The organism is Kitasatospora sp. NPDC097643, from assembly GCF_040302625.1.
Taxonomy (GTDB): domain Bacteria; phylum Actinomycetota; class Actinomycetes; order Streptomycetales; family Streptomycetaceae; genus Kitasatospora.
This window is the reverse complement of record NZ_JBEOSA010000082.1, coordinates 1-23,637: the sequence shown is the minus strand read 5'-3', so window position 1 is coordinate 23,637 and position 23,637 is coordinate 1. Positions and strand designations below refer to the sequence as shown.

Below are 23,637 nucleotides of genomic sequence, written 5' to 3'. Positions count from 1 at the left end.
GAAGCACGGGATTCCGGCCCTGCCGGGGGAAGGAACCGGGGGACGGCCATGACCTCCACCGAATCGCCGCGTCCGGACGCGCACGACAAGCGGGGCCGGAGCATCACCATGTTCGTCCTGCCGGAGGCCCATTGCGTGCGGCCCGTGCGCCGTGCCGTGAACGCCATTCTCAGCCACTGGGATATGGCACACATCACCGAGGACGCCGAACTCCTGACCACTGAGCTCCTGACGAATGCGATCCGGCACACCGATAACGAGCAGCCGATCAGGGTGACCATCGCGCTCGAGCAGCGGTGGCTGTCGATCGGGATTCGAGACCGTTCCGGTATCGCTCCCCGGGCGCACCGGGCGCCCGCCTCTCAAGAAGGCGGGCGCGGGCTGCTTCTGGTGGAGAGCATCGCCGGCTCGTGGGGGTACCGCTTCCATGTCGACGGAACCAAGACGGTTTCCTGCCGACTGCCGCTGTGAGGCCGCGCGCCGTCCGCCGCCCCGGCCGTCCGCGCATGCCTGGCTGCCTGCGTGCCTGCACGCCTGCCCCGATATGCAATTCCCGCGCCGCTCGGCGGAATTCCCCAATGGGTGCGCGGGGTTGCATTGCGGAGCCGGGCCAAATTTTCGGGCGGGGCAGCAGCGAACCCGCTCCCTGAAATTGCCCACGGAATATCCGGAAAGAAACGTTTCCGCCGCCTCGGGCGGTTTCTGCCGCGTGCTATATTCTTTCGACCATGCCTGGCGGCCGCCACTAATTCAAGGCGCTTTGCGGCGGCGGAAGTCCGATAGCTAGGGGTTTGGATGCTGAATGCAGAGGAATACCGGGAGATTTGCGCCATGCGCCACCAGGGCTGGTCCATCTCGGCGATCGCCCGGTGCATGGGCCGTGACCGCAAGACGGTCAGGGCCTACCTCAACGGAGAGCGGACCGTAGGGGTCCGGGCGGTGACCCGTGACGAGTTCCTGCAGTTCGTCCCGTACTGTCGCCAGCGCCTCGACGACGATCCGCACCTCCAGGCGAACGTCCTCCACGGCGAGATCGTCGAGCTGGGCTACAACCGCGCCTACTCGACCTTCACCCGCGCCCTGCGCAGGCATCTGATGTGGCCGCGCCGCGGACCGCGCCACCGTGGGAGGGCCGGCCCCGGCCGCGGACCCCTGGAAGACGTGCAGTTCGACTGGGTACAGCTCCCCGCCCCACCGGCCGAATGGGACTGCGGGCGCGAGACGTACCTGCTCATGGGCTCGCTCACGCGATCCGGCCACTGTCAGGCCGCCCTGGCCGGCACCAGCGACCTCCCGCACTGCGTGGAAGCCCTGGACCAGGTACTGCGCCGCCTCGGCGGCACCGGCGAGCGCTGGTTGTTCGACCGGACTCCGCCGGTCTGCTCGACGGCCGGCAAGGTGACCGCCGTCTTCCACGAGATCGCGATCCACTACGGCGCCTCCATCGCGATCCGCCCACAGACGGCAGCGCCCAGCCCCGTCGTCCGCGCCCGCCGCTCCGTCGTCCTCCACTGGTGGGACACCGCGGCCGGCGAACCCAGCGTGCAGGCGGCCCAGGACAGCCTCGACCGCCTGACCGAGCGCTCGGGCAGCCGGAACCGACAGGCGGGCTGCCACCCCCGAGCCCTGCTGCCCTTGCCCTCGAAGCCGTTCCCGGCCCGCATCTGCGTGCAGCGCAGGGTCGACCCCCAGGGGCTCGTGCCGTTCGAGGGCAACTTCTACCTGCTCCCCGCGGGTCTCGTCGGCAACGAGGTACGGATCCGCCGACGGCTGGACGAACCCCACCTGTCGATCACCACCACCCGCGGGGCGGTCATCGCCTGCTTCCGGCGGGCGCCGAGGGGGGCGGGCCGGACGGTCACCGAGCACGGCGGCCCGATCGCCCTGGAACGGCCCGACCGGACTTCCGGCACCTGGGCGCGAGCCCGGAGGACATCGTGTCCGTCGATTCCGTACCCGAGGACTGCTCCGTGAGCATCGGACCGAGCACCAGCGCGCTGCTCAGGACCACCAGCCACGCCCGCAGGCAGGACGTCGCAGCGTCCTACGCGGCCCTGGCCCAGGCCTGCGCGGCCACCGGCGACGACGCCCGGCACGCCGAGCTGGTCAGCGACCACCCCGCCGACGTCTGGTCGCTGCCCGCCTTGCGGGCGATCGCCCTGGTGCACACGGGCCCGGACGAGGCGTGGGCGCTGGTGCGGGGCGCGGAGCTGCTGGAACAGCACCAGGTAGCCGTCGTCACCCCGTACTACAGCGGCGTGCGCACGGCTGCCGGCCGGGCCGTCACCTTCTGGCACGACCCCGGGAAACGGCGCCGGGACGAGTCGCTGAGCGCCCGGGTGACCGCCGCGGTGCACCGGATCCACCCCGGGGCCGCGCTGTGGCTCGGGAACCACGACCCGTTCGCCGGCCTCCTGGACGGCCTGGACGACAGCCCGCTGAACGATTCCGCCCGCCGGTTCCTGTTCGAGTGCACCGCGTGGCTACGCGCGGAGTGGGCAGACATCGACTGGCCGACCCCGCCCACCGTCATCCTCGGCGCCCGACGACTCGCCCACTGCCACGGCGGCGGGACGCACCCGCGGCTGGCGCTGCGCAGACCGCTGTGGCGCGGCCACCGCGAGTGGGACATGGTCGCCGCGCGCTGGAGCAACGAACTGCTGCGCGGCCGCGGCGACGACTTGCAGGCCTACCACCACACCTACACTGCGCACGGCCGGGGCGACGCCGCCGTGCCCTACGACCGCATCAGCGCGTGGTCGGGCTACCAGGTCGTGCGGGACGTCATCGTGCTCACCGCCGTGATGGACACCGTGCGCCGCGCCCGCCTCGACTCCCGGACCCGCGACCTGGCAGTCCACCAAGTGGCGTGCCTACGCGGCGCCCGGCCGGCCCCGTGGGACTGGGGGAAGCGGTGACGGCGGCGGCCGGGTGGGAGAAGCCGAAGGGACGAGGCGGGAGAACCCGACCCGGTCCGCACCGGCGGTCCTTCGCTGAGCTGTTCGGGTGATGCTGGACGACCGGCTCTTGTCCCCCGTTCGACACTGTGCGTCACTTTGAGTGATGGAACCGGTGGGCCGCCCATCCTGCGCCGGAAGACGTGCTGGAGGCGGCCGGTGCGCCCGCATGGCCGTTGGCCGTGGGCTGTCCGGGAGACATCAGCCGCCTCCAGCCGTGGACCGGGGCTGTGTTCCCCCGATACATGCTCAGAGAGGCTGCGCCATGAGCGTCTTCACCCGACTCGGTCCGCTGCTGTCAGCCGATGGGCTGCCCGGTCAACGCTTCACCCTGTTGCCCCCGGGCGACGCCGGCATCCCCGTCGGCGTCTCCCCGCTCGGTGTGGCGCTGACGCCCGACGGGGCACGCGCCTACGTCGCGAACCGGGCGTCGAACAGCGTCAGCGTGATCGACACCGCGACGAACACCGTCACCGCCACCATCGTCGCCGCCGGCGGCCCGTTCCTCACGGCGGTCTCGCCGGACGGCACGCGCGTCTACGTGACCCTGTTCGACGACGGCACCCTCGGGGTGATCGACACTGCCACCAACACCCTCACGGCCACCATCGCGGTCGGCGCCGCAGCCGTCGCGGTGGCGCTCTCCCCGGACGGCGCCCGTGCCTACGTGACCAGCCAGGGCACCAACACCCTCAGTGTGGTCGACACCGCGACCAACACCGTCACCGCTACCGTGACCACCGACCCCATGCCGGTCGGCGTCGCCGTCTCCCCCGACGGCGCCCTCGCCTACGTCTGCACCGTCGGCGAAAGCTCCGTCAACGTGGTCGACACGGCCACCAACACCGTCACCGGCAGTTTCACCGCCGGTGACGTGCCGGTGATCGCCGCCTTCAGCCCGGACGGCACCCGCGCCTACGTCTGCAACGCGGGCGGCGACAGCGTCAGCGTGGTCGACACCGCCACGAACACCGTCACCGCCACCATCGGGGTGGGCAGCCTGCCCCGTTTCGTGGCCGTGAGCCCGGACGGGACCGCCGTCTACACGACCGACTTCGCCGACAACGCCGTCAGCGTGATCGACACCGCCACCGGCACCGCCACCGGCAGCATCCCCGTGGGCAACGGCCCGGTCTGCGTCGCGGTCACCCCCGCCGGGAACCGCCTCTACGTCACGGACAACGCCGACGACGCCGTCGCCGTGGTCCCCCTGACGCTCGTGCCCAGCCAGGGCACCACCGCGGGGGGCACCATCGTGACCGTCCGGGGCCACGACCTGGCCCCCGCCACCGCCGTCCGGTTCGGCGACACCGCGGCCACCATCCTGGGCAACACCGCGACCTCGGTCACCGTGAAGAGCCCGGCGGGATCGGGAGCGGTCCCCGTCACCGTCACCACGCCCGGGGGCACGGCCGTCTTCGGCACCTTCTGCTACCTTCCCGTCCCGCTGCTGACCGGGATCACCACCACCAGCAACCCCAACGGCGGCGCGGGCCCCGCCATGGGGCCCTACACCGGCGGCGGCACCGCGGTCATCACCGGAGTCAACCTGAGCGGGACCACGTCGGTACGCTTCGGCTCCCGACTGGCCACCCTCCAGTCCGTCACCGACACCGCCGTCACCGTCGACGTACCCGGCGTCCCGTCCCCCGGACCGGTGCCCGTCAGCATCATCGCTTCCGGCGAAAGCGTCGGCGGACTGACCTTCACCTACCTCGACGCACCCGCCCTGACCGGCGTCAGCCCCGGCTCCGGACCGACCGGCGGCGGCACCGCCGTCACCCTCACCGGCAACCACCTCGCCACCACCCAGGACGTCACCTTCGACGGCATCCCCGCCCCCTTCGGCGTCATCTCCGACCAGACGCTCACCGCCACCGCCCCGCCCCACCCCGCCGGCGGAGACGTCACCCTCGAGGTCACCACCTTCGGCGGCAGCGGCCAGACCACCTTCACCTACGTCGACGGCCCCGCCGTCTGACTCGGCTCCGGCCCGGCTCTGGCCCGGCCCTGGCCCGGCCCTGGCCCGGCCCTGGCCCGGCTCTGGCCCGGCTCTGGCCCGGCTCATCGAGGGTTCTCGATGACGGCGGCCCCGGCGGCGACAGATGCTCACAAAACAGGACAACCGCCCGATATCGGCTGAGTACCTGTACGGATTGGAATTCGGCCACCCCCCGAAATAGCCTGCTTGTTGATCTTCAGCACCAACGGGGGAAAGAGGACAAGTGGGCCATCTCAAGGTCAATCCGGCCGAGATCTACCAGTCCGCCGGCGCGGCACGGGCCATCGGCGAGGACTTCGCGAAGCCGACCGAGGCGGCCGTGTCCGCCAGTCACAAGGCCGCCGGCCAACTGACGGGCTGGTCGGTCGCCGCACGCCTGGAGAAGATCGCGGGCGACTGGGCACCCGTCCTGGCGAGCGTGCACGACCGTCTCAACAAGACGGCCGACAACCTCACCACCACCGCGCAGACGTACACCAACAACGAGAACGCCAACACCGACGTCTGGGACAAGCAGCGGATCGGCGAAGTCTGGGAGAAGCCGGGCCAGTGAGCAACGACTTCGAGCTGCTGCTCCGCTTCGACCCGACCGGGCTGCACGACGCGGCCAAGGCGTGGCGCGGGCTGTCCACCGGCGCCCAGTCGGCCGAGACCCGGCACCGCAGCCAGGTGAACGGCCCGCTGCAACAGGCGAAGTGGGAGGGGAACGACGCCTCGTACGCCTTCTCCACCATGGGCCGGACCGAACAGATCCTGGAGATCGTCAAGGTCGAGTCCGCCGCCGCCGCACTCACCCTGGACACCGTCGCCGACCGGATGTACCAGGCGCAGACCAACCTCAAGAACGCCGTCCACCGCGCCGAGGAGTGGGGCCTGACCGTCAGTTCCGACGGGACGGTGAGCCTCCCGCCGCTGGACAAGGGCGCACAGCACGACCCCGACGCCGTGAACAGCCCCGAACGCAAGGCGCTGGCCACGCTGCGCGGCGACGTCCAGGAGTGGATCAACAAGGCGCTGTCCGACGCGAAGGATGCGAGCGACAAGGGCGACAGCGCCCTCAGCCGACTCGACGCCGACATCCTGAGCCGGCCACGGACGTTCGGCTCCACCGCCGAGACCGCCCAGGACGTGAAGGACGTGATGAAGGACCTGGGCCTCGCCAATCCGTACGTCCCCGAGAACAAGGACCCGCAGAAGTCCGCCGACTGGTGGAAGTCGCTGACCCCCGAGCAGCAGAGCAGCTACCTCGCGCTCTACCCGGACCAGATCGGAAAGCTCGACGGCCTGCCCGCCACCGCGCGGGACGAGGCCAACCGGCTGGTGCTCGACCAGCAGCTGGACGAGATGAAGGCCGGCGACGCGCGCGGCAGCGGCATGACGTCCGAGGACTACAACAAGCTCGAGGGAGCGCTGATCGCGCTCAAGACCCGGATCGACCAGCAGGACGGCGCGGCCGAGGACCAGCAGCTCTTCCTGCTCGGCATCGACCCGAAGGCCTACGGCGGCGACGGCAAGGCGATCATCGCCATCGGCAACCCCGACACCGCCGACCACACCGCCCTCATGGTGCCGGGTACGGACAACACGCTCCGCGACATGCCGGACCAGATCAAGCGCATCAGCGAACTGCAGCGCGCCTCGCGGGAGACCGCACCGGGGGCGAAGGTGTCGGTGATCTCCTGGCTCGGCTACGACGCCCCCGAGGTGGACGGGACCGTCATGACCACCGACCGGGCGGAGTCCGCCGCCGAACCCCTGCGCCAGTTCACCAAGGGCACCCGGGTCGCCCAGGGCGACCACCACAGCCACCTCACCGTCATGAGCCACAGCTACGGCACAACGGCCGTCGGTGCGGCCGCCGCCGGAGGCGAGGGGCTGGGCGCGGACGACATCGTCGCCGTCGCGAGCCCCGGAATGACCGTCAAGAGTGCCGATCAGCTGCACATCGACCCGAGCCATTTCTGGACCGGCAGGGCGAACGACGACATGTTGATCAAGGCCGTGGCCGGTGTCACCCTCGGTGAAGACCCGATGGTCGACCACTTCGGCGGCAACAACTTCGAGGTCGACACCTCCGGGCACAGCGGCTACTGGGACAAGAAGGGCGACAAGGACAGCCTGAGCCTCCTGAACCAGGCCCGCATCATCGTCGGCGGACAGCCGACCACGGTTCCCAAGGTGTACACCCCGCCGCCCACCTTCGATCACCCGAGGCCGTAAGCTGCCCGGCTGCTCAGCTGTCTGACTGGCCAGCTGCCTGACTGCCCCGGTCCACGCCCGTCCCGGCCGCAAGGAAATCCGCCATGCCGTTCCCCCTGCCACGACCCGCCGCACGCCGTGCCCCGGCGCGACGCCTCGGCGCTGCCGCCGTGGCACTCTGCCTGCCCCTGATCCTCGGAGGATGCATGTCCACGTCCGACCCCAACGAGCCCCTCCCGGTCATGGCCACCCAGGACGCCCAGGGCTGGGCCCAGCACATGACCGAGTTCATGGCCCAGACCGCCGGCGTCACCCTCAACCCCAGCAGCACCGGTCCCACCTTCGAGGCCTGCGTCGGCGAGAAGGGCGAAGTCGCCAAGGACGGCCGGTACACGATGTCCTACGCGGTCTACAGCCCCGCCCCCCTCGACCAGCACCCCGAGGCCGTCCGCAAGATCCGCGCGATGCTCGAACAGCAGGGATTCACCATCAAGGGCTACCGGGAGACCGTGAACGGCAAGGTGGCCGCCCTCCTCGACGCCTTCCAGCCGTCGGGCCGCTACCTGGTCAGCGTAGAAACCACGGTTACCAAGGAGCTGCTGCTCTTCCAGATCAACACCCGCTGCCTCATGCCCCCGGCGACGCCGTCGGCGACCTCCAGCTGACCACGGGTATCCGATGAAGACCGCAGTCGGCTCTCACCGCTGACGATCCCGCGGCACCAAAGGCCCAGCGCCCAGCCGACCCCGGAGGGCCGCACCGAGGCGATCGGTGCGGGGTCGGCGGCGGGGTGCGGCCCCCGGGAGGCCGCACCCCGTACCGGCGGCCGTGCCCCACGGCCGATGTGCAGGACACGAGCTCCTCGAACTCCTCGATCTCCTCGAACTCAGAGCTCGAAGTCTCGCGCGACGTCGTCCCAGCAGATGCCGCGCAGACCGTGATCGGCGTCCTCGCCTGACGGGATGGCGGGAGCCGCCTGGAACCACACGACCGTCAGCGCAGAGTAGTTCAGCCCCGAATCCCGTGGTGGCGAGCCTTGTGAGCCGGCGGCCCCGCCGAGGAGGCCGTCGAGGCCAGGTCAAAGCGGATTTGACCATCGAGAGTTGCCATTGATGCCCGTGCTCGTTGACACCGGTATGAAGAAGATCATCGTTACGGGGATGCTGGTTCTCGCCAGCGCTACCCTCGCGGCTCCCGCTCACGCCAGTGGAGGAAGCGCCGTGCCGGGCGTGGACTCGCTGCCCCTCAACAATCTGGCGTCCGCTGGAAAGGACCCCCTGAACTCGATCGTCGCTTCGGACAGTGGCACCGGCGGCCTGACCAGTGGCCTGTCCAACCTCGAAATGATCACTGGTCTGTTGACCGGGCTCCTCAAGGGAGCGCCAATCAGCGGCGCAGCCACCCCGGGCGCCGATGCCTCGGGCAAGGGCGCCGGCTCCAGTTCACCCCTCGGCAGCGCCAGCCCCCTCTCATCCCTCACCGGCGGCGGTGACAAGGGCTCACCCCTCAGTTCCTTGACTGGTGGCCTCAATGGGTTGGGCCTTGCCTGACATTCCCCCGGAGTGCGAAGAAGCCCTCGCCAGAACCTGACGGGGGCTTCTTCGCACTTCCAGACCGTACGAGGGGTCGCGGTCTACCAGCGGTCAGGAGCTCAACCGCCACCTCGATGCACCCGCTGCGGCCGGTTGTCGTCGGCCGTAGCCAGCCATCCCGCCCAATGCCCTCGGTTGATCGAACGAGGCCTGCCGGGTCAGTCCGTCAGTCCCACCACTGCACGACGAGGAGGCCCCTCCGGGCCGCCTCCTCGTAGAACCGGCGCAGCGCGCCGAAGTGCTCCAGCAGGTACTCCGTCGGATCGCCGACGAACCCGTACCCGAGGGTGGAGCCCGCACCGCTGTCCATGACGGAACGGAGGGTCGCCCGCATGTCGATCTCTCCGAGCAGCGTCGCCACCCGGGCGACCTCGGCCGGGCAGAGAGCCGTCGGAGTGGAGTTGCTGAAGAAGGCGATCGCGTGCAGGCCCACGTTGAGGAAGCCCAGATCGATGCCGCTGTCGCCATCGGTGGCGCTCCTGAGCGCCTCCAGGCGGACGGCGTCGAGCTGCGCCAGTTCGCAGGCGCGCTCCAGCATGGAGGGCGCCCAGTCCAGGTCGAGACAGTCCGCGGACGGCGGGTCCCACTGGTGGTCCCCGTCCGGCGACTCGGCGGCTGACCGGCGACAGGCGTCGAGGTAGTCCGCCGAGACCCGGGCAAGTTGCTGGGTGATGGCCATGACGGCAGTATCCGGACGCTGTCCAGCGGATTTGCCGCTCCTTCAGCGAGGCGTCAGGAGGGTTCCGCCCCCGCTTTCTTCGGCGCTGAGGAGGGGTCAGCCGACGGCACCGAGGATCGGCGCCCAGGTGGCACCGGTGAGTGCGGCCACCGCCTGCTGCTCGGTGAGCGGGGGCGCGGGGCGGGTCGGCTTCGGTACGTCGGCGCCGCTGCCGCCGCCGGTGCTGTTCCACTGCACCAGCTGAAGCTGCGCGCCGGTCGACTTCAGGGTCACCGTCACCGTCCAGCGGCGAGCGGTGTCGGGACCGGCCGGGCGGTGGGCCGCGGTCTGCTCCGACATCACCACGGCCCCGCCGGGAAGCGCGGCACTGCTCGGCAGTTCGCTCAGCGTGCAGGTGTCACCCGCGGCCCGGGCGGGTGTCCGGTCGCAGCTCAGCCCGTCGCCGTCCCTGAGCGGCAGCTTGAGCCGCACGGCCGAGACGCCGACCATGGCGGCGCCGTGTCCGTCGTCGAGGAGCAGTTCACCGTTGGCGACGTAGCCGCCGGACGGGTCCGAGGGGTTGTTGCTCTGCCCGGTCTCCTGGCTGAACCGGCCCCCGGGGAACGTCGCTTCCAGGGCCTGGATCATCTGAGTGTCGGAGACGGCGGAACGGGGCATCGCCAGCGCCACCGGCTCGATGTCGGATCCTGCGGGGTGGATCCCGGCGACCGTGCCGGCGAGCGCTCCGGGGAGCACCAGGCCGGCTGCCGCGACCACGGCGCAGGCGGCGCCGACCCCGGCGATGACGCCGGCCGTGCGCCGACGCCGACGGCTCCGGCCACGCTCGACGGCTCCGCTCAGGAGCGTGGTGAGATCGGGTTCGAGGGAGTCGGTCGTGCGGTCCAGGGCGTGGGCGAGGTCTGCTTCGAACGGCATGCTGGCGTCACCTTTTCTGTCGCTGATGGGGGCTTTGCGGCGGTCTTGACCTGCGTGCACCGGTTCACCGGTGCTCAGTGCTCAGTGCTCAGTGCTCAGTGCGCAACCAGGTCGGACAGGCTGTCGCCGAGCAACGCGCGCAGCCTGCCGAGTGCCCGGGTGCCCTGGGAGCGGACCGCACTGCTGCTCAGCCGGAGCATCCCGGCGGTCTCCTCGATGCTGCGGTCCTCCCAGTAGCGCAGCAGCAGCACCGCCCGGTCGCGGGGCGGCAGTTGGCCGAGCGCGTCCAGCAGGGTGAGCCGCAGCGCGGTGTCCGGGCCGGCTGCCGCACTGTCGGGCATGTTCCCGACGGGCCGCTCGCCGGTGCTCCGCCGGCGCCGCAGGCTGAGGAAGGTGCGGACCAGAACCGTCTGGGCGTAGGCCGACGGGTTGTCCGCACCGATCACCCGCTTCCAGTGCACGTACACCCGGCTGAGGGTCTCCTGGACCAGGTCCTCGGCAAGATGCGCGTCGCCGGCCGCGAGGACGTACGCCGAGCGGTACAGCGCCTTCGCCCTCGAGGCCACGAACTCCAGGTACGCGTCCTCCTGTGCTGATTTCACTCGGTCCCCGCCTGTTCCGTCGTTCCGTGATCCCCGTGCATACCCCTCATGACTACGTGGGGCGGCGGGATGTCGCGCGGGCGGGACACTTTCTTCACGGCTGTTGTGGTCGCGGATTCCCCGACACTGGGCTCATCGCTCGTCACTCGTCCTCGTCCTCGTCGTCGAAGCCGTAGGGCGGGATGGTCCAACGCAGCACCGTCCCACCCGCCGCGTCGGCTTCGTCGGCTTCGAGCGTGACCGGGTAGACCTGGCCGGCGGCCCGTTCGCCGCGGTGCCTGATCGAGTGATCGCCCTGGTCCCAGTCGACACCGAGCACCCGGCAGCCGCCGACCTCGATCGCGCCGACGTGGAGCGGATGGTGCCACCCGGCCCGCCGGAAGCGGTAGAAGTCGGTGTGCTCGTCGACCGAAACCATGAGCCCCCTGCCGTGGAGGCGGTCTCGCCAGGCCGTGAGTTCGGCCGCACGCGCCGCCGCCTCGTCCAGCGGGAGGTCGAGCCAGCCGTGCGGTCCCTCGCAGCCGTACTGTGCGATCCGCTCGCCGCCGAACTGTGCGTGGGCGTCGTCCGCGTACCGCCCCCAGTAGGTGAGGTCGGCGAGCCCGTCGGCCGACTCGTCGTTCATCCCCGTCCACGCGTCCAGCCCCACGGCGTCACCGACCACCATGCCGCACCGGTCGACCGGCAGGTCACCGAGCCGCACCGGCACCGACCGGTCCGCCGTCTCCGGCCAGGGCACCCCGAGCCCGACCTCCAGCGTCGCGATCGTCGGCTCCTCATCGAACGGGGACGGCGAGGTACGGGCCCGCACCAACAACGGCCCGTTACCGGCCGCCGGGACCGCGACCGCCTCGCACAGCCAGTCCCGGAGATGGCCACCACCCGAGGCCGCAGCCGCCCCGGCACGCTCGGACAGCGGCTGCCCCAGCTCCCGCCAGTAGTCGACCCAGCCGGCCATGCCTAGCACCAGCACCCCCGACGGCGCGGTAACAAATCCCAGGTCAACGAAGGTCTCAGCCATGCGCCGATTGTGCCCTCCCCCTACGACACGGCGATGTCGGTGCCGCCTGCTACGAAGGCCCGTGACGGACGACGAGATCATCGAGAGGCTCCGAGCACACCACACCGGAGAGCTGCCTCCGCCCGCGCCTCCCGGTCCCGTCTCTCCTTACTCATGGTCACCCATGGGCTGGGAGGGGCCCGTCCGTGCATGCATGCGGCCGTCCTCAGTCCGCGAACGCCCGCAGGCTGAGCTGGGACGTGCCTGAGCCCGCGAGCTGTTCCATCCGACCATCCTTCGCCGCGCGGCCGGCGCGGGCCGTCTCGCACCAGTCCTCACGATCAAGGAGCCCGAGGTAGGTGGCGAGGATCGCGTCGCGCTGCGCCCCGATGCTGCCGACACGCTCGGGAGGCTCAGTTGCGAGGTACTGCGCCAGCAGGGCCGCCATGAAGAAGCGCTCGACGGTCGGTGTCACACCGCCAAGGTGTCGGGCGTGGGATTCCAGGACAGCTGCGGAGTGGGGATAGTGCCGGAGGGTCGTTCCCATGCCATCGCTGTACGTCATCACGTGGAGCAGCCAACCTGTGTGGTCGAGCAGCTCATCGTCATGTTCGAGCTCCGGAAGCGCCTCATGCAGTCTGGCGGCCTCGGCAACCTTCCCCGCGAAATAGCCGTTGAGGTAGTCGCCGTCGACCGCCTTCCGCAACAACCAGCAGCGGGCACCCGGATCGTCGACGCGGCAGAGCGCCTCGACGACATAGACCCGGCCCCAGCCCGCCACGCGGTCGGCCAGCCAGAGCAGGGAGTCGGGACGGCCCGGCAGCCGTTCCAGCGCACGGGCCGCCAACGGGCCGAACCAGTCGGAGAGCAGCCCGATCGTCTGGATCAGCGGGACGTTGTCCGCCGTACCCACAGCGGCCAGCAGCGCCAGCCCGACGGTGACCGAGCATCGATCGGTCCCGTGGCGGACCAGCCACCGCCCGGTCCGCCGGACACGCCCGATGTCCACTCCGAGGGCAACACGGGCGATGTCGGCGTTGGGGTGGATCGGCACGTAGACGTCGTGGAAGACGTCGGCCAACGCGCTTGGTGGAGAGGACGGCCGGGCAAAGTGCTTGGCCAGGATGCGGGCGACCTTGGCGCCCTCGGCGCGTCGGTCCTTCGGCGGTTTCGGAGGGCGCCGACGACGGTGCTGCGCACCATCCGGATACGGCTCGCCGTCTCGTGGGAGGGGCTTGTCGGGGGCCTGTTGATGCAGCTGCATCGCGTGGTCGAACAGGCTCATCCGTGGTGCGGGCAGCCCTTGCCCGTGAGCCGCGCTCACCAGCGGGCGGAGGGCTCGATTCTCTTGATCATGTCGGAAATGATGCCACCACCCGCTCTGACCGGACAACCCTCGCCTGGGAGTGCGCTGACCGGGCCTGGCAGCTATCGCTTCCGGAGGAAGGGCCAGCTCGGCGGCAACCGACAGCCGGGTCACGACGAGCGTCCGGGAAGGCCCGCATCTCAACCACTGAGCGGTTCAAACGGCGGCAGGCGGAGCACAGCGCCTGGCCGACGACGTGATCCTGCGCCAGGACAAGGCCGACGACTTCACGGCGGAGATTAGGCGTCCGCCAGCTCGCGACCCTCAGGATGGAGAACGGCAGGACGCTGATCGTGGCCTCGGACACCCAGCACCTGCTCCGCCGCTGGCGTGCTGACACCGGCGAACCGATCGGCTCCCCCATCGACGCCGACATCGTCGTCCCCATGCTCTCCGCGGCCTGGCTTCACGGCGATCCGGTCCTCATCACCCCCGGAGACGACGAAACCGTCCGCCGGTGGCACGCCATCACCGGCGAACTCCTCGATTCCTCACTCCCCGGAGTCGCCGCCTCCTGCACAACAGACCCTGGCGGCACCGTCCTCCTCGCCACCGGCACCTTCGCCGGCGAGGTCACACTCCACTACCTCGCCCCCTCCGGCCCCGTCCTGACCCCCGCGCATGCGGGGAGGACGCGAGCTTGTAACGCCTGATCTCGTCGTCGTCCGGCTGACCCCCGCGCGTGCGGGGAGGACTTCCAGAGATCCCGGCTGTGCGTCTTGAGATTCGGCTGACCCCCGCGCGTGCGGGGAGGACTGGTTGGTCGCAAGCGTGATCAGGAACGTAGGCGGCTGACCCCCGCGCGTGCGGGGAGGACACCGACAGCCTGCTAAAGCTGAAGCAGATCGGCGGCTGACCCCCCGCGCGTGCGGGGAGAACGCCCCACTCGGCACCCCCATCACCCAGATTGGCGGCTGACCCCCGCGCGTGCGGGGAGGACGCCCCGTGGATTCCGGTCGACGTCTACGACGCCGGCTGACCCCCGCGCGTGCGGGGAGGACGATCGTGGCGCCGCCAGCAGTGCGGTAAGTGGCGGCTGACCCCCGCGCGTGCGGGGAGGACTACTCGCAGAACGGCGTGAACGTCCGCGACACCGGCTGACCCCCGCGCGTGCGGGGAGGACCTGAGCAAGCTCCTGTCGGCCTGTCTCATTCATGGCTGACCCCCGCGCGTGCGGGGAGGACGAGCGCGGTCGTCTTCATCAGCTGGCCGGCGCCGGCTGACCCCCGCGCGTGCGGGGAGGACCCGGTCAGCGCCCGCGGGTCGCCGGACGCCGGGGGCTGACCCCCGCGCGTGCGGGGAGGACCCGGTCAGCGCCCGCGGGTCGCCGGACGCCGGGGGCTGACCCCCGCGCGTGCGGGGAGGACACTTCCTGACCTGCGGTGAAGCAGGAGCTTTGCAATTTCTTGACTGGCTGCGATGGCACGGATGCCACCGCCGCCCCAGTGGCCTGTTGAGGAATCAGGGGCCGCCAAGCATCCTCCCACGCGCCTACCCACCGAGGGCCGCCCACGTGAGAGTCCGCCAGTACGGGGCTGAGCAACGCCGCCGTGGGCAGCCATGCGGCCGTCCACAGCCCTCGTCCAGTGAAGCGACCATGCGCCCCAGCAGCTCCCCCCCCCGGCCGTCCACGCGTCACCACACCTCTGGGAAACGACACTCGGGCCCGAGGAGCCGAGTTGCAAGGCCGAGAATTCCGCGAGATCAGAGCCCAGAAGCCCGCCATTGTGTGCCATCACACGCGGGTCGTGTCAGGAGCCGAGTCGATCATCTGGAATGCTGTTCCAGTCCGCCGCACACCGGCTTTGCGCGGCGGGCATCCGCAGTACCGGGCAGACCGCCCGGGAAGCCCACGGAGAGAACGGAACATCATGAAGCCATCTGTGCTTGTCGTGTCCACAGACCCCCAGGGGTCCGCCGTCGTCTGGGCCGAGCGGGTGGGCGACAACCTGCCGTTCGATTTCATGGCGGCGCACGACCAAGCCGAGCAGCTGGTCCATCTCAAGAGCACCGGCGCCAAGATCCACGTCATCGCCAACCAGAAGGGCGGCGTCGGCAAGACCACCACCACGGTGAACCTCGCGGCCTGCACCTTCGACGTCCTCGGCGAGAAGGACGAGTACGAGCACATCTTCATCGACACGCCGGGCACCCTGGCCGACGAGGAGATCCTGCGAAGTGCGCTGGAGATAGCGGACGACGTCCTCGTCCCGATGATCACCGAGCCGCTGTGCTTCGACCCCACGGCCCGGACGATCCAGAAGGTCATCGAGCCGATGGGCATCCCCTATCGGATCGTCATCAACAACTGGGACCCCCGGGACGGCCGCGCCGACCTCGAGGACACCGAGGCGTACATCTCCGCGAGGGGGTGGCCGCGCGCGAAGACCGTCCTGCGTCGGTACAAGATCCACTCCCGGGCGGTGGCCGAGGGAACGGTCGTCACCCAGTACAAGGAGAGCGGTACCGCCTACCGGGCCCGCGAGGACTTCTTCCGGCTGTCCCTCGAGCTCGGGTACGGGGGTCGCTGATGGCCGGCCGTCGCGTCTCCTTCGCCTCGATGGCCGCCGACCCGGTCGTCGACGCCCCGGGGGTGGACACCGCGCCCGCCACCGAGGCCCCCGCGCGGTGGGTTCCCACCGCCAACTGTCTCCCCAACCCGCGCAACCCCCGCGACGACCTGGGCGACCTCTCGGACCTGGCGAGCATCAAGGACCGCCAGCTGCAGAGCTGCCTCGCCGTCACCCCGGCCGCCTACCTGCGGCTCTGGCCGGAGGACCGGGAGCTGCTCGGCGCGGGCGCGGAGGACGTGGTCGTCGTCAACGGCAACCGCCGCCGGGCCGCCGCCGCGCTGTACGGGCGGGAGCAGCTGCTGGTCGTCGTCGACGACTCGGTCGCCGAGTCGAAGGCGACGCTGCTGCGGGCGGCGCTCGACGAGAACATGGCGCGCAAGGACTTCGACCCGATCGAGGAGGCCAACGCGGTCCTGCTCATCGTGGCGCAGTACAGCACCGCCAAGGCGGCCGCCGAGGCCGAGGGCTGGTCGCAGAGCTGGATCTCCCACCGCAAGAACCTGCTGAAGCTCCACCCGGAGCTGCAACGGCAGGTGCGGGCCAAGGCGCGCGGTGAGGAGGGCATCTCCATCAACGTCGCCCGCCGGCTGGGGTCGGTGAACGGCATCGAGGAGATGTCCCTGGCCGCGCAGACGGCGGAGCTGGAGCAGCTGCTCCAGGCCGACGCCGACGCCGTCGCGGCCAAGCGCGCGGCGAAGCTGGAGGCCAAGGCGGCGGCGAAGGCGCCTGCCGACGCCCCGGCTGTCCCGGCCGCCCCGCAGCCTGCGGCGCAGCAGAGCGCTGCGCCCGTGGCCCAGTCGGCTGCCGCGGTGACGTCGTCGCCTGCTGAGCCGTCGGCTCCCGCCACCACCCGGTCGGAACCTGCTCCCCGCAGCCCGCTCCCGAGCACCGAACCCGCTCCGGGCACCGACCGATTTTCCGCGGAAAACTCCGAGCCTCTCCCGATGCCGGAGCAGCGGGCCGTCGCCCCGTCGGACGAACCGCCGGCGGCCGCCCCGAGCGCGGAGCTCGGCAAGGTCGACTGGCACAACGTCGAGGAACTGGCGGACGCCATCTGCCGCACCCTCTCGGCCGACGAGGCCTACCGCCTCGCCGACGCCCTGGCCAACCGTTTGCTGACGATCAACAGCTGACACGTCTCCTCTGGTGCCCTGCCCCGCCGTCCCGGCGGGGCAGGGCACCACGGCTTTCCGCCACCTGCCGGGGCCATCAGGCTCGCCGACCTCCACGGAGCCCGTTCCGATAAGGACGCTCACCCCAGCCCGCGTCAGATCCGCGTGGCAGGATGTCTGGTGCCCCTTGACTCCTCAACAGCCCAACCGCACCAGAGCACGCTCGTTGCAACCAACAACAGTGGCGCACTTGCGCCGACAGCTCATCAGTCAAGAAATGGCAAAGGCGCTGCTGCGCCGCAGGTCACGAAGGGTCCTCCCCGCACCCGCGGGGGTCAGCCGTTGATCTCCCAATCGGCTCCCAGTTGATCTTCGTCCTCCCCGCACCCGCGGGGGTCAGCCGTTCCGGTTCATCTCGTCCAGTTGGGAGCTGGTGTCCTCCCCGCACGCGCGGGGGTCAGCCGGTCGCGTCGGTGGCCAGCCGCTCGGGGATGGCGTCCTCCCGGTACCGCTGGGGTCAGCACCCGAGCTGGCGGGCGGCGTCACACCGGGAGGGCTCCGGCGGGGTGGCCGTGTTCCCGGCCGCAGGTGGTGAGGGCGAGGACTGCGTGGCCTTCGGTCCGGGTGTGCGCGCCGAGGGCTCCGGGGTCGACGGAGAGGCAGGCGGCGATGTCGGTGGCGTCGCAGGTGTCGGGGATATGGAGTTCCTCCTTCACCTGGAGGTAGCGGGCGGCGAAGGCCTCGGAGTCAAAGAGGTTCACGCCGTCGAAGGCGCCGTCGGGGAAGCCGTCCTGGTGGGGCAGGAGGTAGCCGGCTTCGGCCGGGTGGCCCGGGCCGTCGTCGCCGTTGCCGCCGTTGTCGCCGTCCTGCTCGGCCTCGTAGGCGTCGTACGCGTCGTAGTGGCGCAGCACGTCGCCGTTCTCGGCGATGCACCAGGCGGTCCAGTCGTCTCCGCAGCTCATCCCGTACCAGTGCGCGGCGCCGAACCGGCGGCTGAGGTCGGTGCAGCGCTCTCGTACGACCTGATTGAGGGCTGCATCCCGGTCGTCCGCGTCCTCGAGGCGGTGAGTGTCCTGGGAGGAGTGGCCGAAGACGAGGGTCCAGCCGTTCAGAGCGGGGCTGACGAAGACGCGGGCGCAGGTGTCGTGCGGGCGGGTGCGGTTCCAGGCGTGGTGGTCGTGGTTCCAGGCCGCTGCGCCGGTGCGGAGGGTGACGGGTGTGGGGTCAGTGAGGTCGAAGGCGTCCAGGACCGCGTTCTGGTCGGTGGTGGGGATCGCGTACCAGGATCCGCACAGGTGCATGCCTTCCGGGATCTCGGTCTGTCGCTTGATGCTGGTCAGTCGGTGCCAGGCGTTCTGGTCGTGGGGGTCGAGCGCTGTGGGTCCGGCGATGGCGGCCAGGGCGTGCAGGGCGCCGGCCCGTACCCGGGGTGTGGGAACGGGGGCGGGTTGGCGGCGTACGCGTTGCAGGGCGGGGACGGCTGTGGGGCCGATCGCTTGGAGGGCGTGGACGGCTTGTTGCCGGGTCTCGGGCTCCGGGTCGCCCAGGAGCGGGATGAGCCGGTCGACGAACCTGGTCGCGGCCGGGCCCTGGAACTGGAAGGCGAGGAGCGCGTTGCCGCGGACCCGGGGGTGCGGGTGTTCCAGCAGGGGCTCGTAGACCGCCGGGTCGGTCACCTCCAGCCGCCCCAGGGCGAATCCGACCCTCCTGGCGATCTCGGGTGGGTCCGCCTCTGCGGCCGCGTTTGCGAGCGGTAGGAGGGCGGGCTCCCCTATTCGCTGCAGTACGTCGGCTGCGACGGCCCAGTCGACGGGTGACTGTTCGTCGCAGAGCAAGGTCAGTACGGCCGCGACCACGGTCTCCCCCTGGGCCACGAGGGCGTCGCGGGTCGACCGGGTCTGGTCCCAGGTGCCGGAGAGTTGGTCGGTCAACGGTCGCTCGTCCATGGCGGGCACCCTAGCCAGGCGCAGTGACAACGGCCCGCACGGACGGGCTCGGGGGGACGGCGGCGGTCCAAGCGAGCCGAGCAGGCCGATCTGCAACGGTCGCCTCCGGTTCAGGGATTCGCGGAGTCAGGCAAACCTATTGGCCCCGAACTGCAGCCTCGGCTGCGACAGCCTCTACGGACGCGGCTACATCACCGTCGACGAGGCCGGCCGCATCAGGGTCAGCCCGCTCGCCGACACGATGCCCGGCGTCCACGAGCACATCCAGCAGCAGCACCTCGCCGACCGCGCCGTACCCTGGTCGGCGAAGGAGCGCGAGCCCCACTTCCGCTGGCATCGCGCCCACACCTTCGAGCCCGACCCGCCGGCGTAGCGGCCCGGCTGCCGGGAACGCGCGCACGCCGCTGCGTGGCGGCCGGCCCGTCAGCCCCAGGGGGGCTTGCCCGTTCCCTCCGCCCACAGAGCCAGTGCCCGCTGGTCGACGGCGCGGATGCCGACGTTCGCGCAGAAGGTGGCGGCGGCCTTGGTGAACGCGTTGGTCGTCACCACGACCGCGAGGTCGCAGTGGTGCACGTCGCGGTAGGTGCCGTTGACCTTCTGGACGTCCTGGGAGCCAACGAAGGTCCGCGGCCCGTACCGCTTGGCCTGGATCAGAATCCGCTGCCCGGACGGGGTGGTGGCCAGGACATCCGCCGCAAGGTCACCGGCCCCGCCGACCACCGTCACCTTCGTGCAGCCGTCCCGCCGGCACAGGTCCGCCAGCGCGTGCTCGAAGGCTTTCGGACTCATGGTCAGGAACGGGCCGATGTGCCGCAGCTGCGCGACGCGCGCGTCCAGCTCCCGCCGCCGGGCCAGCTGCCGGGAGCGCAGCACGACGGCGCACCCCGCCCCGGCTGCGGCCAGCAGCGCGGCGACCAGGAGCAGGTGGTGGGCCAGCCACGTCAGCACGAACGCCACCACGGAGACCACGAGCAGCGCGGCGATGCCCAGCATCAGCGCGTTGTCCTTGGCCTGCCGTGCCCGGCGAGCAGCACTGGAGCGGCGTCGTCGTACGGGCCTGCGGGCCACGGCACTCCCCCCCCTTGGACCATCGTGTGCGTGCGAGCGTAGAAGCAGTCGCGGTCCGACCGCTGGCGATCTCGGCGAACTCCGCCGGCCACGGCGGCGAGTTGTCCTGATCCCGGTGGCCAGCGGCCGAACACCGGGCGTTGGGCCACCGTCTCCTGCTCCACGACGTGGTGAACGCGGGGCAGCCCAGGATCTGGCCGGAGCGTCGAGGGTGGTGAGGGAAGCCGCCCTGGCAGGCAAGTTTGCGAACTCCGCCACCGCCGTGACCGCCCTCTGGCATGCTCACAGAGCGTTGCGGGCCGCAACCAGGGGGTGGGTGCATGCAGTTCAGCGTCAGCGTGAGTGCGGTACTGGGGATCGTCATCGTTCTCCCGCCTGATGCGGCGAACCGAGCCCCGCACCCGCTTCGACGAGAATCTGAGCGCATTCCTCTGCGTCACCTTCGGCGTCCTGATCGCCGCCACTCCGTGGGGCCAGGCGATCCTGCAGCTCGTCGGGACGGCGGCTCAGGCCACCCGCTGACTCCGTCGCCGGGTTGGCCCCTGTACGTCGCTCCGGCCCTCGGATCCCAAGGCGCCGGTCACGCCCAAGGCCGAACCGACCTCGCCGGAAGAACCCGTCGGCCCCGCATGCAGTTTCACACCCGACACTCGCGTGCTCATGGCCGACGGCTCGACCAAGCCGATCGGTGATATCAAGGTCGGCGATCGAGTCGAGTCCGCAGACCAAGGGACGGCAACAGACCAAGGAGGGCGTACCGTCATCGCCCAGCTGGTACACGACGACGAGGATCTCATCAACCTTGAGGTCACGGCCGACGGTGTTTCAAGCACGATCAAGACGACCTCCAACCACCCGTTCTGGGACGAGACCGACCACGCCTGGGTGCCAGCCAGCAAACTGATCGCTGGTCACGCGCTCAAAACCGACACTGATGAGCGCATTCTTGTTGCTGCCGTGAATTCTGTCCGCGGCCATGCACAGATGTACAATCTGACCGTTGCTCAGCTTCACACCTACTATGTCATCGCAGGTGCCACCCCCGTACTGGTTCACAACGAGTGCATAAAATTCGAGAACCGCTATGGCGCGACTGATAATCGCGGGCTATTTGCCACCTTCGAAGACGAAATGATGGAGATGACCCTCCGGGCCAGGATGCCAGATGGGACCCGATATGCGGGGGCTCCCTCGGGTGCCGACATGTTTAAAGAGGCCTTGGAGGCCTTTGGGGGTCCAGATAAGATCAGGGGGATCACGGCATCATGGAACGTGGGTGAACTGGATACGAATCTAAGGAAGTTCAACGAGCTGATCCGCAAGGGAGAGTCGCTCGAGGATGCCGCGCGTGGCACATGGACCGGCCGACAAGCTGGCGCGAGGGGGTGGACATCCGCATCAGTCGATCTCGAAATGTCATCAGGAATTCCGACGGAACATTCCAAGAGGTAACGGTATATTTCACCAAATCCGAGCAGTGATGGAATCCGAGGAATACGAAAGAAATCGAAGCAGAATCATTCATTCCATCCGCGATCAATGGATTGCCGAGCAGTCGGTTGTGTCCGTGCTGCGGAAACTAGTGGATGAGCTAGGGCCTTCCAGCGATCGCGCTGGAACAGCCTTTCAAGTCGTCAATTACATGACACAGGCCTTTAATATTCGACTGGCAGTGGCTGGAAAATTCACGCGCTGGCACGCCATTGGAGGCGATTTGTCAGACGAGGACGCAGAGAAGAGGTTTGAGGGCTTCATCGTCTGGCCTCCCAAGGCCTGATTTTACGGGCTTCAGTTAGCGTGACATACTAGACGGGCTCTGCAACAATTGCCGCAGAGCCCGTCTGGCTTCCTGTCAGCGAACCACAGGAGTGTAGGCAAAGAGCGACATCAGCTGGCGGCGATTCGCGAAATTTCCTTGCCACAGTTCCATGAAAATTCCCGGTCACCGGCCTGAACGCGGGATCGGTTCCCCATGGATGACCTTCGCTCGATCGAATATGTGCTGTCTCCTGGAGTTGGTGTTGAATTGAAGCAGCTGACCGCCGGCCGAGCTGCTGGTCGAGATCCCCGCGTGCGACCCACCGGCCAGCCTGTTGCCCGTACTGTGAAACCCCGGGCAAGCGAACCCACGCCATCAGCTGGCGTACTCTGGCCGAACTGCCGCCCGCTGAGCAGATGTTGGCGACAGCGACGGTTCGCCGCTTCTTCTGCGACCAGGCCCGTTGCCAGCGGCCGACATCCGTGAGCGGGTCTGGAGCCCGGGTCTGAATTGGACTCACCCAGTCAAACGCCAGGCGAATGACGCGACTGCGGCGCGCGGGAGCGCGATGTCGGCACGGCGCAGATATCTTCCCTGGAACGGACAACAGCTCCGCACAGAGGCCACGCCAGTCGTTCACTCCTCCGCCTCTGCTGACGTGTATCGCCGACCGGCCAGGCCACTCGGTACGGCCGCCCATCGGCCGCGTCCCCGTCGCCCTGTACCTCGTCGCTGCCGACCACGCGACGGCCCGTCGATTGACCGCCCGTTGCCGCGAGTACGCCGAGCTGCGGAACTGGACGATCGTTGTCGTCGCCACCGACGCGTCCGGGACGCCGGATCTGACCCACCGCCCCGGGTGGGCCCGAGTGGTCGCGTCTCTGTCCGCCAGAGGCGCCCGAGGCGTTGTCACCTGGTCCCGAGACATGCTCACCGCCACCGACGCCGGGTGGGACACCTTCACCGCCCTGTTCGCCGACCGGGGTGCCCTCCTCGCCACCGCCGAGCCGGGGCTCCGCCCACAACCGCTGCGGCGCTGTCGCCGTTCGGCCGCAGAGCTGCGTCGCCGCCGGGTCCTCGGCGCCGCCGCCTCCGGATGGGCGCCGTTCCGGCCGGAACTCCCCGACGGGCCCCGGGCGGCGGTGTGACCACCAGCCTTGAGCGCCCGCTGCAGGCCGCACATGTGCCGCCATCCGCGCCGCCCGGACCGGCCACCCTGCGCCTGCCGTACGAACCGCAGTCGGCCCGCCCGGCCCGCCGGATGGTCCGCGCGAAGCTCACCGAATGGGGCCTGCCCGAACTGGTCGACGACGCCGAGCTGATCATCTCCGAGCTGGTGGGCAACGCGGTGAAGACCGGCTGCCGCACCCACATGATCGTCGGCATCCGTCGGCCGACCGCCGGCCTTGTCCGCCTGCTCGTCTCCGACGGTTCGGCCGCCCCGCCGGTATGGATCGACGCCGACACCTCCGCCGAATCCGGACGGGGCGTCGCCCTGGTCCACCGCCTCACGAACGGCAAATGGGGCGCGCAGCTGTGGCCCCGGGGCAAGGTCGTGCACGCCGACCTGCCGGTTCCACCCGACGCCGCCTGACGGCGTCTCCCCAGATTCCGCCCGCGCTCCCGGAACGGCACACCGGCTGGGCGGACCCGGTGCCGACCGCCGCACGCGTCCCCCGTTGCAGCGGCGGCCGGCACCACCCCGTGAACCACCTCGGCACCTCGAAGGAGCCACATATGACCACTGCCACGCCGACCGCCACCCGCCCGCGGGGAATCGGGCGTCTCGCCCCCTACCCCCGGGCGATGAGGAACCAGGTAGTTGCGGGCGTAGCCGTCCTTGACCTCGACGACCTCGCCGGCGGAG

Annotated in this window: 24 protein-coding genes, 1 pseudogene and 1 CRISPR repeat array; of the genes and pseudogenes, 17 read left to right on the top strand and 8 right to left on the bottom strand. The window is 70.1% G+C overall.

Translation table 11 applies throughout. From position 1 onward, the window contains the following. Positions 1–48: 48 nt before the first annotated feature. The 8 genes from ABTY15_RS35110 to ABTY15_RS35075 all read left to right on the top strand — a co-directional run bounded on the left by ABTY15_RS35110 (position 49) and on the right by ABTY15_RS35075 (position 8,708). Positions 49–471 (top strand): ATP-binding protein, encoded by a 423-nt coding sequence (locus ABTY15_RS35110; RefSeq protein WP_350604890.1) that lies wholly within the window; start codon positions 49–51, stop codon positions 469–471. 324 nt (positions 472–795) lie between these two features. Further along, a complete protein-coding gene (locus tag ABTY15_RS35105; protein ID WP_350604888.1) occupies positions 796–1,974 on the top strand; it encodes a Mu transposase domain-containing protein in 1,179 nt (392 codons plus the stop codon). Beyond that, complete coding sequence (locus ABTY15_RS35100; RefSeq protein ID WP_350604885.1) at positions 1,971–2,918, top strand: hypothetical protein; 948 nt, start codon at positions 1,971–1,973, stop codon at positions 2,916–2,918. The genes ABTY15_RS35105 and ABTY15_RS35100 overlap by 4 nt, the downstream gene beginning before the upstream one ends. A gap of 304 nt (positions 2,919–3,222) precedes the next feature. Further along, complete coding sequence (locus ABTY15_RS35095) at positions 3,223–4,938, top strand: IPT/TIG domain-containing protein (RefSeq protein ID WP_350604883.1); 1,716 nt, start codon at positions 3,223–3,225, stop codon at positions 4,936–4,938. A 244-nt stretch (positions 4,939–5,182) separates the two neighbouring features. Beyond that, positions 5,183–5,512 carry a hypothetical protein gene (locus tag ABTY15_RS35090; RefSeq protein ID WP_350604881.1) on the top strand — a complete coding sequence of 110 codons (330 nt, stop codon included), beginning with the start codon at positions 5,183–5,185 and terminating at the stop codon, positions 5,510–5,512. After that, positions 5,509–7,179 (top strand): alpha/beta hydrolase, encoded by a 1,671-nt coding sequence (locus ABTY15_RS35085; RefSeq protein WP_350604880.1) that lies wholly within the window; start codon positions 5,509–5,511, stop codon positions 7,177–7,179. Before ABTY15_RS35090 ends, ABTY15_RS35085 begins: the two co-directional genes overlap by 4 nt. A 185-nt stretch (positions 7,180–7,364) precedes the next feature. Then, complete coding sequence (locus ABTY15_RS35080; protein ID WP_350604878.1) at positions 7,365–7,823, top strand: MerR family transcriptional regulator; 459 nt, start codon at positions 7,365–7,367, stop codon at positions 7,821–7,823. Between the two features lie 471 nt (positions 7,824–8,294). After that, a complete protein-coding gene (locus ABTY15_RS35075) occupies positions 8,295–8,708 on the top strand; it encodes a hypothetical protein (protein ID WP_350604876.1) in 414 nt (137 codons plus the stop codon). Positions 8,709–8,916: 208 nt separating this feature from the next. Here ABTY15_RS35075 and ABTY15_RS35070 read toward each other — a convergent pair whose 3' ends face one another. The 5 genes from ABTY15_RS35070 to ABTY15_RS35050 all read right to left on the bottom strand — a co-directional run bounded on the left by ABTY15_RS35070 (position 8,917) and on the right by ABTY15_RS35050 (position 13,231). Then, positions 8,917–9,429, bottom strand: a complete 513-nt coding sequence (locus ABTY15_RS35070) for a DUF1877 domain-containing protein (RefSeq protein WP_350604873.1) — start codon at positions 9,427–9,429, stop codon at positions 8,917–8,919. A 96-nt stretch (positions 9,430–9,525) separates the two neighbouring features. Next, a complete protein-coding gene (locus tag ABTY15_RS35065; RefSeq protein WP_350604871.1) occupies positions 9,526–10,344 on the bottom strand; it encodes a hypothetical protein in 819 nt (272 codons plus the stop codon). 95 nt (positions 10,345–10,439) lie between these two features. Continuing rightward, the gene (locus ABTY15_RS35060) at positions 10,440–10,946 is read right to left on the bottom strand and encodes a SigE family RNA polymerase sigma factor (RefSeq protein ID WP_350604870.1); all 507 of its coding nucleotides are present in this window, start codon (positions 10,944–10,946) and stop codon (positions 10,440–10,442) included. A 142-nt stretch (positions 10,947–11,088) separates the two neighbouring features. Then, on the bottom strand, positions 11,089–11,967 hold the full coding sequence (locus ABTY15_RS35055; RefSeq protein ID WP_350604867.1) for a hypothetical protein: 879 nt from the start codon (positions 11,965–11,967) through the stop codon (positions 11,089–11,091). Positions 11,968–12,172: 205 nt separating this feature from the next. Continuing rightward, positions 12,173–13,231, bottom strand: coding sequence for a hypothetical protein (locus ABTY15_RS35050; protein WP_350604866.1), 1,059 nt, complete (start codon positions 13,229–13,231; stop codon positions 12,173–12,175). Between the two features lie 350 nt (positions 13,232–13,581). Here ABTY15_RS35050 and ABTY15_RS39920 point away from each other — a divergent pair, with 350 nt between their 5' ends. The 3 genes from ABTY15_RS39920 (at position 13,582) to ABTY15_RS35040 (ending at position 17,018) form a co-directional block, all read left to right on the top strand. Then, a complete protein-coding gene (locus ABTY15_RS39920; protein WP_502893661.1) occupies positions 13,582–13,965 on the top strand; it encodes a hypothetical protein in 384 nt (127 codons plus the stop codon). Positions 13,966–14,222: 257 nt separating this feature from the next. After that, a CRISPR array of direct repeats spans positions 14,223–14,679; the repeat unit is 29 nt; unit sequence CGGCTGACCCCCGCGCGTGCGGGGAGGAC. A 525-nt stretch (positions 14,680–15,204) separates the two neighbouring features. Then, the gene (locus tag ABTY15_RS35045; RefSeq protein WP_350604864.1) at positions 15,205–15,843 is read left to right on the top strand and encodes a ParA family protein; all 639 of its coding nucleotides are present in this window, start codon (positions 15,205–15,207) and stop codon (positions 15,841–15,843) included. Beyond that, the gene (locus ABTY15_RS35040) at positions 15,843–17,018 is read left to right on the top strand and encodes a ParB/RepB/Spo0J family partition protein (RefSeq protein ID WP_350604861.1); all 1,176 of its coding nucleotides are present in this window, start codon (positions 15,843–15,845) and stop codon (positions 17,016–17,018) included. Before ABTY15_RS35045 ends, ABTY15_RS35040 begins: the two co-directional genes overlap by 1 nt. A gap of 521 nt (positions 17,019–17,539) precedes the next feature. On the opposite strand, the gene ABTY15_RS35035 is transcribed toward ABTY15_RS35040, so the two are convergent. After that, the gene (locus ABTY15_RS35035) at positions 17,540–18,943 is read right to left on the bottom strand and encodes a HEAT repeat domain-containing protein (protein WP_350604858.1); all 1,404 of its coding nucleotides are present in this window, start codon (positions 18,941–18,943) and stop codon (positions 17,540–17,542) included. 139 nt (positions 18,944–19,082) lie between these two features. On the opposite strand from ABTY15_RS35035, the gene ABTY15_RS35030 reads away from it, so the two are divergent. Next, a complete protein-coding gene (locus ABTY15_RS35030) occupies positions 19,083–19,316 on the top strand; it encodes a hypothetical protein (protein WP_350604856.1) in 234 nt (77 codons plus the stop codon). 50 nt (positions 19,317–19,366) lie between these two features. On the opposite strand, the gene ABTY15_RS35025 is transcribed toward ABTY15_RS35030, so the two are convergent. Further along, positions 19,367–20,011: a restriction endonuclease gene (locus tag ABTY15_RS35025; RefSeq protein WP_350604854.1), complete on the bottom strand. Its 645-nt coding sequence runs from the start codon at positions 20,009–20,011 to the stop codon at positions 19,367–19,369. Positions 20,012–20,389: 378 nt separating this feature from the next. On the opposite strand from ABTY15_RS35025, the gene ABTY15_RS35020 reads away from it, so the two are divergent. The 5 genes from ABTY15_RS35020 to ABTY15_RS35000 all read left to right on the top strand — a co-directional run bounded on the left by ABTY15_RS35020 (position 20,390) and on the right by ABTY15_RS35000 (position 23,364). Continuing rightward, positions 20,390–20,533, top strand: a complete 144-nt coding sequence (locus ABTY15_RS35020) for a hypothetical protein (RefSeq protein ID WP_350604852.1) — start codon at positions 20,390–20,392, stop codon at positions 20,531–20,533. Positions 20,534–20,671: 138 nt separating this feature from the next. After that, entirely contained in the window at positions 20,672–21,463 is a 792-nt protein-coding gene (locus ABTY15_RS35015) for a polymorphic toxin-type HINT domain-containing protein (RefSeq protein WP_350604851.1), read from the top strand. 25 nt (positions 21,464–21,488) lie between these two features. Beyond that, the gene (locus ABTY15_RS35010; protein ID WP_350604849.1) at positions 21,489–21,788 is read left to right on the top strand and encodes a hypothetical protein; all 300 of its coding nucleotides are present in this window, start codon (positions 21,489–21,491) and stop codon (positions 21,786–21,788) included. A gap of 521 nt (positions 21,789–22,309) precedes the next feature. Further along, positions 22,310–22,918, top strand: a complete 609-nt coding sequence (locus ABTY15_RS35005; RefSeq protein WP_350604847.1) for a recombinase family protein — start codon at positions 22,310–22,312, stop codon at positions 22,916–22,918. Then, complete coding sequence (locus tag ABTY15_RS35000) at positions 22,915–23,364, top strand: ATP-binding protein (protein WP_350604845.1); 450 nt, start codon at positions 22,915–22,917, stop codon at positions 23,362–23,364. Before ABTY15_RS35005 ends, ABTY15_RS35000 begins: the two co-directional genes overlap by 4 nt. 212 nt (positions 23,365–23,576) lie before the next feature. Here ABTY15_RS35000 and ABTY15_RS34995 read toward each other — a convergent pair. Beyond that, positions 23,577–23,637, bottom strand: a pseudogene (locus tag ABTY15_RS34995) (50S ribosomal protein L9); the annotation flags it as partial.